This is a genomic window from Kitasatospora sp. NPDC036993 (assembly GCF_055607525.1).
The window spans coordinates 37008-54011 of record NZ_JBVJRP010000002.1; the positions used below are offsets into that span (position 1 = coordinate 37008).

The 17004-nt window shown below is 72.8% G+C and carries 15 protein-coding genes; 2 read left to right on the plus strand and 13 right to left on the minus strand.

Annotated features, from left to right (window positions below):
- Positions 1–74 precede the first annotated feature (74 nt).
- Positions 75–1922 carry a hypothetical protein gene (locus ACZ7C5_RS03605; protein WP_401087818.1) on the plus strand — a complete coding sequence of 616 codons (1848 nt, stop codon included), beginning with the start codon at positions 75–77 and terminating at the stop codon, positions 1920–1922.
- A gap of 151 nt (positions 1923–2073) precedes the next feature.
- Here the strand turns inward: ACZ7C5_RS03605 and ACZ7C5_RS03610 are convergent, their stop codons facing one another.
- The 12 genes from ACZ7C5_RS03610 to ACZ7C5_RS03665 form a co-directional block, all read right to left on the minus strand.
- Positions 2074–3111, minus strand: a complete 1038-nt coding sequence (locus ACZ7C5_RS03610) for a TetR/AcrR family transcriptional regulator C-terminal domain-containing protein (protein ID WP_401087820.1) — start codon at positions 3109–3111, stop codon at positions 2074–2076.
- Between the two features lie 164 nt (positions 3112–3275).
- Positions 3276–3998 (minus strand): spermidine synthase family protein, encoded by a 723-nt coding sequence (locus ACZ7C5_RS03615; protein WP_401087822.1) that lies wholly within the window; start codon positions 3996–3998, stop codon positions 3276–3278.
- Between the two features lie 145 nt (positions 3999–4143).
- A complete protein-coding gene (locus ACZ7C5_RS03620) occupies positions 4144–5265 on the minus strand; it encodes a YeiH family protein (protein WP_401088171.1) in 1122 nt (373 codons plus the stop codon).
- A 13-nt stretch (positions 5266–5278) separates the two neighbouring features.
- Complete coding sequence (locus tag ACZ7C5_RS03625) at positions 5279–5860, minus strand: cysteine dioxygenase family protein (RefSeq protein WP_470321890.1); 582 nt, start codon at positions 5858–5860, stop codon at positions 5279–5281.
- Positions 5861–5936: 76 nt separating this feature from the next.
- Entirely contained in the window at positions 5937–6842 is a 906-nt protein-coding gene (locus ACZ7C5_RS03630) for a LysR family transcriptional regulator (RefSeq protein ID WP_401088173.1), read from the minus strand.
- Positions 6843–6987: 145 nt separating this feature from the next.
- The gene (locus ACZ7C5_RS03635; protein WP_401087825.1) at positions 6988–7857 is read right to left on the minus strand and encodes an amino acid ABC transporter permease; all 870 of its coding nucleotides are present in this window, start codon (positions 7855–7857) and stop codon (positions 6988–6990) included.
- On the minus strand, positions 7854–8498 hold the full coding sequence (locus ACZ7C5_RS03640) for an amino acid ABC transporter permease (RefSeq protein WP_188297898.1): 645 nt from the start codon (positions 8496–8498) through the stop codon (positions 7854–7856). The genes ACZ7C5_RS03635 and ACZ7C5_RS03640 overlap by 4 nt, the downstream gene beginning before the upstream one ends.
- A gap of 12 nt (positions 8499–8510) precedes the next feature.
- The gene (locus ACZ7C5_RS03645) at positions 8511–9392 is read right to left on the minus strand and encodes a glutamate ABC transporter substrate-binding protein (protein ID WP_401088175.1); all 882 of its coding nucleotides are present in this window, start codon (positions 9390–9392) and stop codon (positions 8511–8513) included.
- A gap of 81 nt (positions 9393–9473) precedes the next feature.
- Entirely contained in the window at positions 9474–10202 is a 729-nt protein-coding gene (locus tag ACZ7C5_RS03650) for an amino acid ABC transporter ATP-binding protein (RefSeq protein ID WP_401088177.1), read from the minus strand.
- Between the two features lie 47 nt (positions 10203–10249).
- Entirely contained in the window at positions 10250–10495 is a 246-nt protein-coding gene (locus tag ACZ7C5_RS03655; RefSeq protein WP_188297899.1) for a LapA family protein, read from the minus strand.
- 162 nt (positions 10496–10657) lie between these two features.
- On the minus strand, positions 10658–12430 hold the full coding sequence (locus ACZ7C5_RS03660) for an ABC transporter ATP-binding protein (protein ID WP_401087827.1): 1773 nt from the start codon (positions 12428–12430) through the stop codon (positions 10658–10660).
- Positions 12431–12476: 46 nt separating this feature from the next.
- Positions 12477–14288 carry an ABC transporter transmembrane domain-containing protein gene (locus tag ACZ7C5_RS03665; RefSeq protein ID WP_470321891.1) on the minus strand — a complete coding sequence of 604 codons (1812 nt, stop codon included), beginning with the start codon at positions 14286–14288 and terminating at the stop codon, positions 12477–12479.
- A 519-nt stretch (positions 14289–14807) separates the two neighbouring features.
- Here ACZ7C5_RS03665 and ACZ7C5_RS03670 point away from each other — a divergent pair.
- Positions 14808–15671 carry an aldo/keto reductase gene (locus tag ACZ7C5_RS03670; protein ID WP_470321892.1) on the plus strand — a complete coding sequence of 288 codons (864 nt, stop codon included), beginning with the start codon at positions 14808–14810 and terminating at the stop codon, positions 15669–15671.
- Between the two features lie 181 nt (positions 15672–15852).
- Here the strand turns inward: ACZ7C5_RS03670 and ACZ7C5_RS03675 are convergent, their stop codons facing one another.
- Positions 15853–16677 (minus strand): MarR family winged helix-turn-helix transcriptional regulator, encoded by an 825-nt coding sequence (locus ACZ7C5_RS03675; RefSeq protein WP_317620182.1) that lies wholly within the window; start codon positions 16675–16677, stop codon positions 15853–15855.
- Positions 16678–17004: the final 327 nt, after the last annotated feature.

Here is a 17004-nt window from a genome sequence, read left to right on the forward strand (position 1 = left end):
GACACGCCGCCGCGGCGGGCCCGGTCCCACCCGAACCACCGGCGGCAGACGGAGCAGAGCGGGGGGCTCACCAGGTGACCCAGGACGTCCAGTTCAGCGCGGAGACCAATCCCTTCGCGGCAGCGGAGCAGGTCTGCGCGACCCTCGGCACCCTCACCGACGCCCTCTTCGACGAGCAGACCTCCCGCCATCCGGCGGCCTCGCTGAGCGCCCCGCGGACGGTCGGACACCCCGCCGCCGAGGCGCTGTTCGGCCTGCCGCTGGCCCCCAACGGCCCGGTGCACAGCGCCCTCGGCCGGCTCGGCACGGTCACCACCGCGGGCACCGCCCGTCCTGGCACCGGCGCGCGGCTCACCGACCGGGTGGTCGCCGCGCTCCAGACCCGCTACGGCGGCGGCGCGGTGCGCGGTGCCATCGCCGACCGGGGCACCACCTCGGCCGCGCTCTTCCAGCTGCCGGTCACCGGCGAGTTCGCCGACGCCAAGCTGCGCCCGCCGTTCGCCCCGGCGCTGGCCGCGCTGGCAGCCGGGCAGCAGACCCGGCAGCCGGTCGAACTGCCCACCGGCGCGGGCACCGAGGTCCGGCTCGTCGTGCCGCCCGGCTTCCACGCCCTGACCTCCCCCGGCGGCCCGCCCGGCGTCTCCGTCCGCACCGTGCCGCCGCTGCCCGACGACGCGGGGCGGACCGACGGTGCCGCCCCGGCCACCGTGGCGGCCGCCGAGGAACTGGCCCGGCACCTGGCCGAGGTCTCCGAGGAACTGTTCAGCGCCACCGGCCCGGAACCCCGGCGGGACTTCGCGGTGATCTCCGCCACCCTCGCCGACCTGGTCCGCGACGCGGGCGTCGTGTACGCCGGCGTCTGCGCCCTGGAGCTGGACGACCGTGCCTCGGACGCCTCCCTCGTCGTCTCGCTCGCCCGGCACCCGCTGCCGATCACCGCGCTCGCCACCGAACTGGCCACCGTCCGGCGGCACGCCGAGGTGTGGACCGTCCTGCTGCCGGCCGGGCCGGCCGCCGTCCTGGTCGAGGGCCGGACCGTCCCGGTGCCGGGGCCGCTGACCGCCGACGGGCAGCGGCGCTGGGTGGTCACCTCTGCGGTCCAGGCCTTCGTACCGCTGCCGGACGGCGGGACGGTGCTGTGCGCCCAGCTGTCCACGGCGCGGCCGGAGGACTGGGAGCTGTACACGGAGGCGTTCGCGGAGCTGCTGAAGAGCATCCAGTTCGGCTGGGACGGCGTACCCGCGCCGACCGCTGTGGCCGGCCACGTTCCGGCGCCTGCGCCCGCTCCGGCGTCGACACGGGATTCCGCTCCGGCCGTCGAGGAGGTGCCGGAGACGGAGGAGGTGCCGGTGCACCTGCGCGGCACGCCGGTACGGGTGCCTCCGGCGGACTTCAACCCCTTCGCGCCGGTCGCGGAGGTCTCAGCCGCCACCGAGGGCGGCGCGGGGCCGGGCGCCGGGGGCCGGCCGAAGGGCACGCCGGTGATGATCCCGCCGCCGGACTTCAACCCCTTCGCCTTCGGCGACCTCCCGGAGCTGTCGGGCGACGCGCCCGCCGCCCGTCCCGACGAGGCCGCTCCGGTCACCGCGGTCGCCGACCCGTTCGGCACCACGGTCGCGGGCGAGCAGAAGGCCGACCCGTTCGGCACCACCGTCTCCGCTCAGGGGCCGGCCGTCCCGCCGCCGCCCTCGATCCCGCCGGTCGTCCCGGCCCCGGCTCTGCCCGCCGCCGAAGCGGCGGAGCGGGGTCCGGAGCAGAGCGAGAGCGAGGAAGAGCCGGCCCCGCGCAAGGGCACTCCGGTGATGATCCCGCCGCCGGACTTCAATCCCTTCGCCTTCGGAAGCCTTCCGGACCTGTCCGCGGCCGAACCGGAGCCGGCGGACGAGGCGGACGCCGAGCCGGAGAACCGCCCGTTCGGCTGAGCCAGGGCCGGAGCCGGGGTATCGCTGTGCAGGGACGCGACGAACAGGCCGCAACGAACAGGTGACAGCCGACAGATTTCAGCGAACGAAAGCTGAAATCTGTTATCTGTAATCTGTCGGCTGTCGGCTGTCGGCTGTTCGCCGCCACCCGCTACCCGTCACCCCGCCGCTCGATCACCGAACCGACCCCGTCCAGCATCCGCGCCATCCCGAACTCGAACAGCGCCTCCAGGCTCATGTCGATCTCCGGCCCCCGGTTGAGCGCGTCGAACATCGGGAACTGCTCCGGATTCGCCATCAGCCGTTCGTGGTCCTCGTCGTCCACGCGCTCCATCCACTCGTCCGCGGACAATCCGCTGTCCTGCTCGGCCTGGGCCTCCCGCTCGAAGTGGACGGCCAGCCCGCACACGAACGCCGCCAGGGCCACAGCCGTCTGGGCCATCTCCTCCCAGCTCAGCCCCCGCCCCGCCAGGACGGCCATCGACCGCTCGGTGTGCAGTGCGGCGTCCGGCGCCAGGACCGGCCGGGTGAAGGACATCGTGGAGGCCAGCCACGGGTGCCGGCGGTAGATCCGCCACTGCAACCGGGCGACCGTCTCCAGCCCCTCCCGCCAGTCCGACGCCGGCGGCTCGGACAGCGGCTGCTCGCCGAACGCCATGTCCATCATGAACCGCAACAGCTCGTCCTTGCTGGGCACATGGCGGTAGAGCGACATCGTCGCGACCCCCAGCTCGGTCGCCACCCGGCGCATCGACAGCGCCGCCAGCCCCTCCTCGTCCGCCACCCGGACCGCCGTCACCACGATCCGCTCCCGGGTGAGGTCGCGCTCGCCGCCGGCCCCGACCCGCCGCGCCCCGGCGGGCTCGGCCAACGAGCGCCCGTCCCCGTGCGCTGTCTGCTGCGGCATCTCACGCGACGGCCGTTGCGGCGCCGGCTGGGACTGCCTCGCCCGGCCCACCGCCGGCTCCGGCTTCCCGGCCACCACCGTGCCCACCCCCGGGACGGCCCGGACGAGCCCTTCCTCCCGCAGACGGTTCAGCACCTTGGTCGCCGTGGCCATCGCGACACCCCACTCCCGGGTGATCCGCCGGGTGGAGGGCAGTCGAGCCCCCGGCGTCAACTCCCCCACCACGATGCGCCGTCGAAGCTCGGCCGCGATCCGCTCCGAGGGACTCCCGCTCTCAGTCACCCAATCCCCCCACCCACCGACCGATCAACTGCCGCGGCACCGAACCTGGTTGAAACACGAGGCATCAACCACCGTCCACCACCGCCAAGTTCACCAACGACCCGTAACCCGCAACCCGCGACCCAGTCCGGCCGAGCCAACCGCTCCCGACCCCGCCCCCGGCCTCAGCCCGCCCGCCGAGCCAGGTGCACCACGTCCGGCACCCCTCGGGCCACCGGAATCTCGTGCGTCACCACGTCCGAGAACCCCGCCGCCCGCAGCACCTCCTCGAAACCCGCCGAAGGCCGCGCACTCCACACTGCCAGCACCCCGCCCACCTCCAACCGATGCCACAACACCGCGAGCCCGTCCGCGCCGTACAGCCCGTCGTTGGACTCGGTGACGGTCCAGTCCGGCCCGTTGTCGATGTCCAGGCACAGCGCGTCGTAGCGCGCGCCGTCCGCCGCCGCGAGGTACTCCAGCAGGTCGGTGTGAAGCACCTCGACCCGCTCGTCGTCCAGCGCACCACCCGAGAAGGCTCCGAGCGGGCCGGTCCGGTGCCAGTCGATGATCGCGGTCTCCCGCTCGACGATGGCGATCCGTCCCCAGCGCGGCTCGGCCGCCGCGTACGCCAGCGAGAAGCCGACCCCGAGGCCCCCGATCAGCACCGACGGCCGCTCTGCCCGGTCACCGGCACGAGCGCCGGTACGGTCCAGCTCGTCGAGGGCGGCCTGCACCAGCAGCCGCTCCGAGCGCCCGTCGGCGGTGTCCATCAGGAAGCAGCCGTTGGCGATGATCTCGAAGTCCCGACCGCGTTGCCGGAGCACCACCTCGCCGTACGGGCCCTCCCGCCGGTCGAGCGTGACGACGGCCTCCTGGCCGTCGCGTCCGGGCAGTGCGGTGGTCATCCGTCCTCCTTGGCGAACCCGGGCGACCGCAGGCAGGTGCAGGCAAACACCGGCGGACTCGGGCGAATTCGAATGCGGGGCCGCCCTGCCCGTACGGGCAGGGCGGGCACCCGCCCGACAATAGCCGAGTCCGCACCCCGGCCCGTCAGGTCGTGACCAGCACTCCCGCGTACGAGACTCCCGCGACGACCACCCAGGAGCCGAGCCCGAGCAGGGCGATCCGCCCGCCGGTGCGCGCCATGGTCGGCAGGTGCACCGCACTGCCGAGGCCGAACAGCGCGGCGGCCAGCAGCAGGTTCTGGGCGTCCGCGGCGAGGCCGAGCGCCCGCTCGGGCAGCACCCCGGTGGTCCGCAGGGCGATCATCGCCAGGAACCCCGCCACGAACAGCGGCACGATCGGCGGACGGCGGCCCGTTCTCGCCGACTTCTCACCCGCCCCGCCACCGAGCGCGCCCCCCGCAGCCCCCGCCCCCGTACCCACACCCACGGCAACCGCCGAGGCCATCGCGGCCGCCCGCAACCGCCGCCGCACCGCCACGGCCACCCCCGCGACCAGCGGCGCCAGCAGCACCACGCGCATCAGCTTCACCAGCACCGCCTCCCGCAGCGCCCCGGCCCCGCCGGTCTGCCCGGTGGCGACCACCTGCCCCACGTCGTGCACGCTCGCCCCGACCCAGCGCCCGAACTCCACCTCGCCGAGCCCGAGCGGGTGCTGGAGCAGTGGCAGCACGGCGATCGCCAGCGTCCCGCACAGGGTGACCAGCGCCACCGAGGCCGCGACGTCCTCCTCCTCACTGCCCGCCGCCTGGCTGACCGCGCCGATCGCCGAGGCCCCGCAGATCGAGTACCCGGTGGCGACCAGCAGCGGCTGGTCCCCGGGCAGGCCGAGCCGCCGGCCCAGCCAGAGCGTGCCCGCGAAGGTGGCCGCGACCACGGTGAGCACCATGGCGACGGTGGCCCAGCCGAGGCCGAGCACGTCGCCCAGGCTGAGCTTCAGCCCGAGCAAGACGATCCCGAGCCGCATCAGCCGCTTCCCGGCCGTCGACAGCCCCGGCCTGGCGATCCCGCGGACCACCGGGCGCAGCCCGGGCAGGTGGGCCGCCAGCATGCCGAGCAGCACGGCGGCGGTGAGCTCGGGCACGGCCGGAACCAGTGCGTGGACCCCGAGGGCGGCGGCCACCCCGAGGGCCGCGAGCAGCAGGCCGGGAACGTCCCCGCGCAGCGGGGGCAGCGAGCCGGTGCGCACGGCGCGCTGGCGGAGGGTCAGTGCCACGCCGCGCTCACTGCTCCCGGTCGGCGGGCAGCCGGTAGACCCGCCGGATGCTGGTGCCGAGCCGCGAGACGTCCGCCCCGTACACGTGGATGGAGATCGCCGTGCTGCTACAGGAGTTGCGCACCAGGTGGATGTCGCCGGGCGGGGCGAAGGCGGCCACGGTGCCGGCCGGGCCGGCCACGTGCTCGGTCTCGACCAGTCGGGCGGTGGGGCCTTCGGAGACCAGCCGGTAGCGAGTCTCGCTCTCCTGCCCCTGGTGGACACCGGCCACGCACCAGGAGACGTGGTCGTGGATCGGGGTCTGCTGCCCGGGCAGCCACACCAGGGCGACGACGGAGAAGCCGCCGTCCTGCTCGGCGTGCAGGACGTGCTGGCGGTAGCGCTGCGGGTCGCCCTCGCACTGGGCGGCGGTGAGCAGCCCGTCGGGCCCGTCCGGGGCGGCGAGCAGGTGCGGGGCGAGGCGCTCGCCGACCAGGTAGGCGGTGAGCTCCGGCGGGAGTCCGCGGTCCACGACGGCGCGGATCTCACTGATCAGCGCGGTCATCCGCTCGGTGAGCCGGTCGCTGCCGACCGTGACTGAGGGTGTCATGCCAACAGGTTCGAACCCATCGACCCATCACGTCCAAGGAGGGTTCCTAAGCAATCCCCCCATCAATGCTTATGGGTCAGCAGCCGACCCGGCTCGCCGCCGCCTGCCGGAGGTGGTCCAGTACCAGCCCGGTGGCGGGGAGCCGACGGTGCTCGCGCAGCACGTACGCGCTCACCTGCCGCCGCAGGTGCGGTTCGACGGCCCGCCCGGTGACCTTGCGGTGGCACATGAAGGAGAGCACCAGCGCCGGCATCAGCGCGATCCCGACCCCGGCGGCGACGAGCGACTGCACCGCGAGGTTGTCGTCGGTGGAGAACACGATGTCCGGTGCGAAGCCCTCCTCGGCGCAGACGTGCAGCAGGTTGGCCCGGCAGCGCGGACAGCCGGCGATCCAGCGCTCGCCGTCGAGGTCGGCCAGCCGTACGGCGTGCCGGCGGCCGAGCGGGTGCCCGACCGGCAGCAGCACGGTGAGCAGGTCCTCCATCAGCGGGATCTCGTCCAGCCCGTCCGGCACCTCGGTGGCCCCGCCCGGGTAGCGGAAGGCCAGTGCGATGTCGCACTCCCCGCGCAGCAGCCGCTGGACGGAGTCCGGCGGCTCGGCCTCCAGCAGCTCGACCCGCACGCCGGGGTGCTCGGCCAGCAGCCGGGCCATCGTCTCGGGTATCAGGGTGGCGTTGGCGCTGGGGAAGGCGCAGACCCGTACCCGGCCGGCGCGCAGCCGGGCCAGCGCGGCGAGCTGCTGCTGGGCGGCGGACATGCTGCCGAGGATCAGCTCGGCGTGCCGGGAGAGCGCTTCGCCCGCCTCGGTGAGCCGCAGTCCGCGTCCGGCACGGGTGAACAGCGGGACGCCGACCGCGCGTTCGAGTGCCTTCATCTGCTGGGTGATGGCGGGCTGGGTATAGCCGAGCTCACGGGCGGCGGCCGAGTACGAGCCGGCCCGGACCACCTCGTGGAACGTCCTGATGTGCCGCGAATCGAACACCGGCTCCATGATCCCTCCTACCCGACCCACCGACTCCGGTCAGCGCCCCGCGGGCACCCTTCGGCGTCCGAGAATCATAAGAGGAATTTGGAGGTACCGGCCCCGACCCCACCCGCACCTTTGATTCAGCCCCGAACCAGGCTGCTCACTGCTGCGCCGACGGCGGCAGCCCCATCGACACCCCGGCCTTCACCACCGGCGCCCCGCCGCGCATGCTCGGACTGCGCCGGCTGCGCCGCTCCACGAAGCGGGCGAGCCAGGAGAGCAGCAGACACATGCCGATGTAGATCGGCGCGATCACCATCACCACCGGGATGAACGGCAGGTCGTAGTCCAGGTTGGTGGCGATCAGCTTGCCCGCGTGCAGGAACTCCTCGTAGGTGATCAGGAAGCCCAGCGAGGTGTCCTTCAGCGCGACCACCAGCTGGCTGATGATGGCCGGCAGCATCGCCCGGACGGCCTGCGGCACCAGCACGTAGGTCATCACCTGGGTCTTGCGCATCCCCAGCGCGAACGCCGCCTCCCGCTGCCCCCTGGGCACCGCGAGCACACCGGCCCGGAACACCTCGGCCAGCACCGAGCCGTTGTAGAGCACGAGCCCGGAGACCAGTGCCCAGAGCGGCTGCACCTTGAGCGCGACGAAGACGAAGAAGATCATCACCAGCACCGGCATCGCCCGGAAGAACTCCACCACCAGCGTGGCGAACCAGCGCACCACGCGGTGGTCGGAGAGCCTCCCGGCGGCGAGCAGCGCGCCGAAGGGCAGCGCGAACAGCACCGTCCAGCCGAAGGCCTTCAGGGTGTTGCCGAGCCCGCGCAGCAGCAGGTCCTGCACGCCCCGGTACTCGAAGGGCTGCCACTTGGCGGACGTGAACTGGTGGGTGTGGAACAGCATGTAGACCACCCAGCCGATCACCGCCGCGATCAGCAGCAGCGCGATCCCGCCGTACAGCCGGTGCCGGGCGAGCGCCTTCGGTCCCGGGACGTCGTACAGCGCGGAGGATTCGACCGTCATCGGGACACCGCCACTCGTCGTTCCAGCAGGTTGAAGACGGCGCTGACGGCCAGGGTGATGATCAGGTAGCCGACGGCGATCCAGACGAAGGTCCAGATGATGCTGTAACCCAGTTCGTTGATGGTCCGGTAGGTGCCCAGCAGTTCGGTGACGCTGAACGAACCGGCGATCGCGGTGTTCTTCGCCAGCGCGATCATCACACTGCCGATCGGCGCCACCACCGAGCGGTACGCCTGCGGCAGCACCACCAGGCTCATCGTCTGCCCGAAGCTCATGCCGAGGCTGCGGGCCGCCTCACCCTGCCCGGTCGGCACCGTGTTGATGCCCGAGCGCATCGACTCGCAGACGAAGGCCGAGGTGTAGCAGCCGAGCGCGAGCACCGCGAAGGTGTAGAAGGGCATCGTGATGTCGAACCGGGGCAGACCCAGCACCACGATGAAGAACAGCAGGGTCAGCGGCGTGTTGCGCAGCAGCGTCACCCACAGCGTGCCGAACACCCGCAGCGGCTTGACCGGCGAGACCCGGAAGCCCGCGATCAGCACGCCCAGCACCAGCGCCAGCACGGCGCTCACCACGAACAGCGAGAGCGTGCCGAGGAACCCGTCCCAGTAGGTCGACCAGTTGTCGGTCAGCGTTTTCACGGCGCGGCCCTCTCAGTACCGGTCGATCTGCGGCGGGGTCGGCGCCGGCTCCCCGGAGAGGCCGAGCGTCGCCTCGAAGGCCCTCTGCCAGTCGCCGTTCCGCATGTGGTGCTCCAGCGCGTCGTTGATCGCGCCGCGCAGCACGGTGTCGTTCTTCGGCACCCCGATCCCGTACGGCTCGGTCGAGAACAGCGGGCCGACCACCTTGAGCTCGTCCGGCACCTTGGCCGCGTAGCCGAGCAGGATCGCGTTGTCCGTGGTCACCGCGTCGACCTGGTTGGTGATCAGGTTGTCCACGCAGGCCGAGTAGGTGTCGTAGCCGATCAGCCTGGCCTTGGGGAACTTCGTCTGGATGCGCTGGTACGGCGTCGAGCCGGCCGCCGAGCAGACCTTCTTGCCGTCCAGGTCCTCCGGGCCGTGGATGGTGGTGTTGTTCTTGCGCACCAGCAGCGACTGCCCGGCGATGAAGTACGGGCCGGAGAAACCGACCAGCTTCTTCCGGTTGTCGTTGATGGTGTAGGTGCCGACGTAGTAGTCCACCTGGCCGTTCTGCAGCGCGGTCTCGCGGTTGGCCGAGGCGATGGTCTTGAACTGGATCCGGTCCGGCGGGAAGCCCAGCGAGGCGCCGACCATCTTGGCGATCTCGATGTCGAAGCCGGAGTACACCCCGGTGGCCGGGTTCTTCTGCCCCAGGTACGGCTGGTCCTCCTTGGCGCCGACCACCAGGTGGCCCCGGCTGCGGGCGGCGTCCAGGGTCGGGGAACCGGTGATCGCGGAGGCGTCCTGCACCTGGTAGCTGGGCAGGGCGCTGGGCTGCGGGCCCTTGGGCGGCGGGGTGCCAGGCTTGCCGCAGCCCGCCGCCAGCGCGGTGAGCAGCAGGACGGCGGCGAGCACGCGCCCGCCCGCCCGCGCCCGCGCCGCCGGCCTCCTCGCGGGCCCCGGCACGGGCGTCGTCTGACGGTTCACGGCGCCGCCTCAGTGCTTCAGGATCTTGGACAGGAAGTCCCGGGCGCGCTCGCTCTCGGGGGCGCCGAAGAAGTCCTCCGGGGCTCGGTCCTCGAGGATCCGGCCGTCGGCCATGAACACCACCCGGTTGGCGGAGGCCCGGGCGAAGCCCATCTCGTGGGTGACCACGACCATCGTCATGCCCTCGCTCGCGAGCTGGCGCATGACGTCCAGCACCTCGTTGATCATCTCGGGGTCGAGTGCCGAGGTGGGCTCGTCGAACAGCAGCGCCTTGGGATCCATCGCCAGCGCGCGGGCGATCGCGACCCGCTGCTGCTGCCCGCCGGACAGCTGGGCCGGGTACTTGTCGGCGTGCGCGGCGAGGTCCACCCGCTCCAGTAACGCCCGGGACTTGGCCTCCGCCTCCGCCTTGGACCGGCCGCGGACCTTGATCTGGGCGAGCGAGACGTTCTGCAGCACGGTCCTGTGCCCGAACAGGTTGAAGGACTGGAACACCATGCCGACCTCGGCGCGCAGCCTGGCGAGGCCCCTGCCCTCCGCGGGCAGTGGCTGGCCGTCGATCAGGATGGTGCCGTTCTCGATCGGCTCCAGCCGGTTGATCGCCCGGCAGAGCGTGGACTTGCCGGAGCCGGACGGGCCGATGACCACGACGACCTCGCCGCGCCCCACCGTCAGTTCGATGTCCTGCAGCACGTGCAGGTCCCCGAAGTGCTTGTTGACCCCGCGCAGCTCGATCAGTGGGGTGAAGCCGGAGGAACCGGCCGGGGCCGGCCCGGGAGCTGCGGTCACTTGTTGCGCCGTCCCTTGAGCAGCCAGCCCAGGGCGACGCCCGCGATCAGGGTGGCCAGCAGCGCGATCCAGAGCGGCGCGGTGACGGTGAAGACCCAGAACTGGATCTTGACCTTGTCGAGGTTGGCGAACAGGAACCACACGGCGAGGACGACGATGACGCCGATCCCGATGTAGCGCGTGGGAATTCCGCCGATCTCACCGCGCGAGGATCGGGACGAGCTGTCTGAAATCTTGGTCACCGGAGCAGTCTGCGGGCCGGAGCACCGATTTGCCCGGCTACGCGCCCTTACGGGCCAGGGAGTAACCCGTACGGGTCAATCCGACCCGTACGGGTTTGACAACACTCCGACCCGCCGATCAAGATCACCTGTCCGACCGGCCGCGACCTCTCGTCCCGCCCACTACCGCTCGTCCCGCCAGGACCGCCAGAGCGCCGCGTACGGTCCGCCGGCCGCGACCAGCTCCGGGTGGCTGCCGTACTCGCTGATCCGCCCGCCCTCGACCACGGCGATCACGTCCGCGTCGTGCGCGGTGTGCAGCCGGTGGGCGATCGCGATGACCGTCCGGCCCTCCAGCACCCTGGAGAGCGAGCGCTCCAGGTGGCGCGCGGCCCTCGGGTCGAGCAGCGAGGTGGCCTCGTCCAGCACCAGGGTGTGCGGATCGGCCAGCACCAGCCGGGCCAGCGCCAGTTGCTGGGCCTGCGGCGGGGTGAGCGAGGTGCCGCCGGAGCCGACCTCGGTGTCCAGGCCCTCCGACAGCGCGTCCACCCAGCCCCCGGCGTCCACCGCGTCCAGCGCGGACCGCAGCTCGGTGTCGTCCGCGTCGGGTGCGGCCAGCCGCAGGTTGTCCCGCAGGGTGCCGACGAAGACGTGGTGCTCCTGGTTCACCAGGGCGACCTCCGCGCGCACCCGCTCGGCCGGCATCCGCGCCAGCGCCGCCCCGCCGAGGGTCACGCTGCCGCGGCCTGGCGCGTAGATCCCGGCCAGCAGCCGGCCGAGGGTGGACTTGCCCGCCCCGGACGGTCCGACCAGCGCGACCCGGCTGCCCGGGGCGACGTCCAGGCTGATCCCGTGCAGGACGTCGGCTCCCTCGCGGTAGCCGAACCGGACGTCCTTCGCCTCCACCCGGCGACCGTCGGGCCGGACGGACTCGTCCCCCTCGTGCTCCGGCACCTCGCGCACGCCGACCAGCCGGGCCAGCGAGGCCTGGCCGATCTGGAGCTCGTCGTACCAGCGCAGGATCAGGTCCACCGGGCCGGTCAGCATCTGCGCGTAGAGCACGCCGGTGGTCAACTGGCCCACGGTGATCCAGCCTCGGATGGCGAACAGCCCGCCGAGCACCATGGTGGCGAGCACCGCCGAGGTGTAGACCGCGTCGATGGTCGGGAACCAGACCGAGCGCAGCCACAGCGTGTAGCGCTCCCACGCCAGCCACTCGCGCAGCTTGCGGTCGGTCAGCCGGACCCGCTGGTCCCCCAGCCGCAGCGCCTCGACCGTCCGCCCGGCGTCCACCGTCTCGGCCAGCACGTTGCTCACCGCCGCGTACCCGGCCGACTCGCTGCGGTAGGACTGCGGCGCACGCCGGAAGTACCAGCGCGAGCTGACCAGCAGCAGCGGCAGCCCGACCAGCGAGGTCAGCGCGAGCAGCGGCGAGGTGACCAGCAGTGCGCCGAACACCAGCAGCAACGACACCAAGGCGACGGCGAGTTCGGGAACCGCCTCGCGCACCGACTTGTCGAGCCGGTCGACGTCGGTGGTGCCCCGCGAGACCAGGTCCCCGGTGCCGGCCCGCTCCAGCACTCCCGTCGGCAGGGCCACCGAGCGGACCAGGAAGTCCTCGCGCAGGTCGGCCAGCACCCGCTCACCGAGCACCGCGCCGCGCATCCGCGACCATCCGGTGAACGCGGCCTGTGCCACCAGCGCCAGCAGGTACCAGGCGACCGCCACCGTGACGGTGGACCCGACGGTGCCGGTGGCCGGCGACTCGACCAGCCTGCCGAGCACCCAGGGCCCGACCAGCCCCGCCACCGTGGCGACCGAGTGCAGCCCCACCACCGTGGAGAACCCGGCGCGATGCCGCCGCGCGAGCAGCATCAGATAGCCGCGCACGGCGGCCGGGGAGCCGACCGGCAGGGTGGCGGCCGGCCCCTGCTCCTCGTGGACGGGGGGCTTCATGACGTACTCCTCGCTTGCTGCCTGGAAGGGAAGTCGACGACGGTCCTCATACGGCCCCACCCACCGGCTGAACCGCCTCCTCCTCGCGGGTGACCACGACCCGGTAGGCCGGCTCGCTGCGCATCAGCTCGCGGTGCCGCCCGGCCGCCGCGACCCGGCCCTCGTGCAGCAGCACCACCCGGTCCGCCTGGTCGAGCAGCAGCGGGCTGGTCGCGAAGACCACGGTGGTGCGGCCGGCCCGGACGCCCCGCAAGCCGGTGGCGATCATCGACTCGGTGTGCGCGTCCACCGCACTGGTGGGCTCGTCGAGCACCAGCACCGGCGGGTCCGCCAGCAGCGCTCGGGCCAGGGCGAGCCGCTGGCGCTGGCCGCCGGAGAGCGAGCGCCCGCGCTCGGTGATCCGGGCGAGCATCGGGTCTCCCCCGCACTCCGGGGAGCCCTCCACCAGGGCCGCCAGCACGTCGTCGGACCTGGCCGCCGCCAAGGCCTCGGCGGCCGGGACCCGCCCCGAGGACGGGATGTCGAACAGCTCGGCCAACGTGCCGGAGAGCAGCACCGGCTCCTTGTCGTGGACCAGCACCGCCGCCCTGGCCTCGGCCAGCGGCACCGCGTCCAGGTCCGTGCCGCCGAGCCGCACGGAGACCCGGGCCCGTTCGCCCTCGGCCCGCGGGACGTGGCCACCGAGCCGCTCGGCCAGCGTCCCGGCGAAGTCCGGGTCACCGCAGACCACCGCGGTCAGCTCTCCCGCCCGCGCGGTCAGGCCGCTCTCCGGGTCGTACAGGTCGGCCTTCTCCGGCCTGGCCGGCGTGACCCGCCCGGCCGACCCGGTCGGCGGGACCGGCTGGGCCTCGGCCGCCCCACCGGTCCGGTCGAGCGAGAGCACCCGGACCGTCCGCCCCGCGGAGACCCGGGCGACGCTCCAGGCGTGCGCGGCCTCGCCCAGGATCCGCAGCGGCGCGGCCAGGAACGCCGTCGCGCCGTACACGGCGATCAGGGTACCGACGGCCAGCTCGCCGGAGGCCACCAAACGGGCGCCGTACCAGGTGACGCCGACCACGAACAGGCCGGGCAGCAACACCTGCTGCGCCTGCATCAGCGACCAGATCCGGGCCGAACGGACCGCCGCCACCCGGACCTTCTGGGAAGCGGCCCGGTACCGGTCCAGGAACAGCTCCTCGCCGCCGATGCCGCGCAGCACCCGCAGCCCCGCGACCGTGTCGGCCGCCAGCTCGGTGGCCTTGCCCCCGAGGGCCCGCTGCTCCTCGTAGCGCCGCTCGAACGGCCCGATCAGCGGCCAGACGGAGGCCGCCAGCACCGGAACACCGAGCAGCACCCCGGCTCCGAGCACCGGATCGACCACCAGCACCGCGACGCTGACGGCCAGCCAGACGGCCACCGCGGACCTCACCCGGGCGACCAGCTCGACGTACCAGCCGATCCGCTCGACGTCCCCGCTGCCCACCGCGACGACCTCGCCGGTGGCGATCCGGCGGGACAGCCCGGCCCCGAGATCCGAGGCCTGACGTGCCACCAACTGCCGCACGTGGGTGGCCGCGTGGATCCAGTTCCAGACCGCCTGACGGTGCGCCAGCACGGCGCCGAGCGCGGCGCCCGCGCCCAGCAGCAGGAGGAGGGCGCCGGCTCGCCAGATTCCGCCGGAATCACCGTCCACCGCGGCCTGCACACCGAACCCGAGCGGCACCGGCAGGGCGGCCTGACACCCCATCTCGATCAGCGTCCAGCAGGTGGCGAGCAGTTGCCCGCGGCGCTGGCTGCGCTGCAACCACCGCAGGAAGGCGAGGGGCGAGGAGAGGTCGGGACTGCCGGGATCGGCCAGCGGCAGGGGGGTGAGCAGCATGACACTCCGATACGAGCGGTGCGAGGGTGCGAGGGCGCGGGAGCACGAGGAAGCAGGGTGCCGGGGCACACGGCGTGCGTGACGGCCAGGCGACGCAGCGGCCCGCCGGCGCGGCAGCACGGCGACGTCGACGACGCGTCCGGCGGAGACACCGGACGGAAACGGGATGGGCACGAAGGGCCGGGAAGTCAGGAGGTCATGGCCGCGAGCCTGCCAAGCCCCGCGCGATCCGCGCAACGGGTTTTCCGCCGCGGCCGCCCGGCACCCCCGCACTCCCCCACCCGTCAGGACCCGCACGCCCCCCGCGCGCCGGCTCCGCACGCCCTGCGCACACCCCCTCACACTCCCGCGCCCGGGCTCCCACCAGGGCATTCTCCGTCCCTCCTTCGTCCGGTAGCCGCCCCGGGCAAACCCCCGCAAAGCTTCACCCAAGATTCGCCCGTTCGGCGGGAACAATCACACCCGGGCACCAGTTGCCCCCACTGGAACAACTGGACGACCAGGAGGGCACCCCTTCCCGTGAGCATCATCCCCACCGTCACCCTCAACGACGGCGCGCAGATCCCGCAGCTCGGCTTCGGCGTGTGGCAGGTCCCGGACGCCGAGGCCACCCCCGCCGTCCGCGCCGCGATCGAGGCGGGCTACCGCTCGATCGACACCGCCGCGATCTACGAGAACGAGACCGGCACCGGCGCGGCGATCACCGAGGCACTGGCGGGCGGCGTGGCCCGCGAGGACCTCTACGTCACCACCAAGCTGTGGAACTCGGGCACCCGCGACTGGTCCGGCGAGCAGGGCCGCGACGCGGTGCTGCGCGAGTTCGACGCCTCGCTGGCCAAGCTCGGCCTCGACTACATCGACCTGTACCTGATCCACTGGCCGCGCCCGATGCACGGCAGCTACCCGAACGTGTGGAAGGCCTTCGAGCAGCTGAAGGCGGACGGCCGGGTCAAGTCGATCGGCGTCTCCAACTTCGGCACCGAGCAGCTGACCCGCCTGCTGGACGAGGCCTCCGTCGCCCCGGCCCTGAACCAGGTGGAGCTGCACCCGTACTTCCCCCAGACGGAGCTGCGCGCCTTCCACGCGGAGCACGGTATCGCCACCGAGGCGTGGAGCCCGCTGGGCCAGGGCAAGGACCTGCTCGCCGAGCCCGCACTGGTGAAGGTCGCCGAGAAGCACGGCCGTACGGTCGCCCAGGTGGTGCTGCGCTGGCACCTCCAGAGCGGTGTGATCGCCATCCCGAAGTCGGTCACCCCGTCCCGGATCCGCGAGAACCTGGATGTCGCCGGCTTCGAGCTGGACGCCGAGGACCTCGCGGCGATCGCCGCCGTGGCCACCGGCAAGCGGATCGGTCCGGACCCGCAGGAGTTCGACTGGAACTGACACCAGGTCCGGGGGCCCGGCCCCCGGGCCCTCCGCCGGTCTGACGTCCGGTCATGCGAAGACCGCCCGCACCCTCTTCCGGAGCGGGCGGCCTTTGGCGTACCCCGATCCGCCGGAGCCGACGGCCGTGGGACCCCGGTGTTTTGGCGAATCGTTTTGGCTACTGCGGCGAAAGTTTGACCTAGAGCCTGGCCGCCTTCGCGATGAGCGCGAGTGCAGCCTCGTGCTCCTCCACTTCCAGCGGTGCCAGCAGCAGTCGCTGGACCTCGGCCACCCCAGCGGCCGAGCGGTGCAGCAGGTCCTGTCCCGCCGGTGAGAGCGAGAGCAGGTTGCGCCGTCCGTCCGAGGGGTCGCGCCGGCGCTGCACCAGACCACGGCGCACCAGCCGGCTCACCATCTCGGCCATCGTGGCCTTGTCCAGCGAGGCCAGCTCGCCGACCGTGCGCTGGTCGGCGCCCGGTTCCAGCTCCAGCGCGTCCAGCACCGCGTACTGCGGAGCCGTCAGCTCGGCGCCCACGTGCTCCGACCAGAGCTTGGTGTGCACCTGCTGGCTCACCCTGATCAGGTAGCCGATCGCCCGCTGGGCGTCCAAGATCGGCCGCGCGTCGGTGATGACGGCGACCGCCGCGGGTTCCAGCCTGGCTATCTTGGCCATCACCCGGACGATCTCGACCTGCTCCTCCGCCACGAGCGGTTCGAACAGGACGCGCTGCACGCGGACCACACCACCGGTGGCCTCGCGCACCGCCTGGGCGCCGCTCTGCGAGAGCGCCAGCAGCTTGCGCCGGCCGTCGGCCGGGTCTCGCCTGCGCAGCACCAGGCCGCGGCGGACGAGCCGCGCGACCATCTCCGCCATCGTGGCCTTGTCCAGCGAGGCGCGCTCGCCCACCGTCCGCTGGTCCGCACCCGGTTCGAGGGCCAGGACCAGCAGCACGGCGAACTGCGGAGCCGTGAGATCGGCTCCGACGTGTTCGGACCACAAGCGGGTGTGAACCTGCTGTGCCACGCGAATGAGGTGTCCGGGCGACTGCTGCAGTCGCGCAGACACGCGGGTTGTCGGGATCTCCCCCAGCACCATGTATCCGTCCCGATGTCACACCCGGTGTGTGTGGGACACCCGGGTGGGGCAGTAACGGCGAGTGGGCGTCCAGCTATGAGGGAGGGCGCTCCAGCCGTGCAGCCGGTGGCTGCTGGCGGACACTATACAAACGGCGGGCCCTTGCTGGCAGGCAGGGGCGGATAGTAGACGCAGGTTCGGCAACATTGGCATATTTACGAGCTGCGAAGGCCTTGCAGTAACCCGTTCTCAGCAGAAAGCCGACCGGTCGGTCCT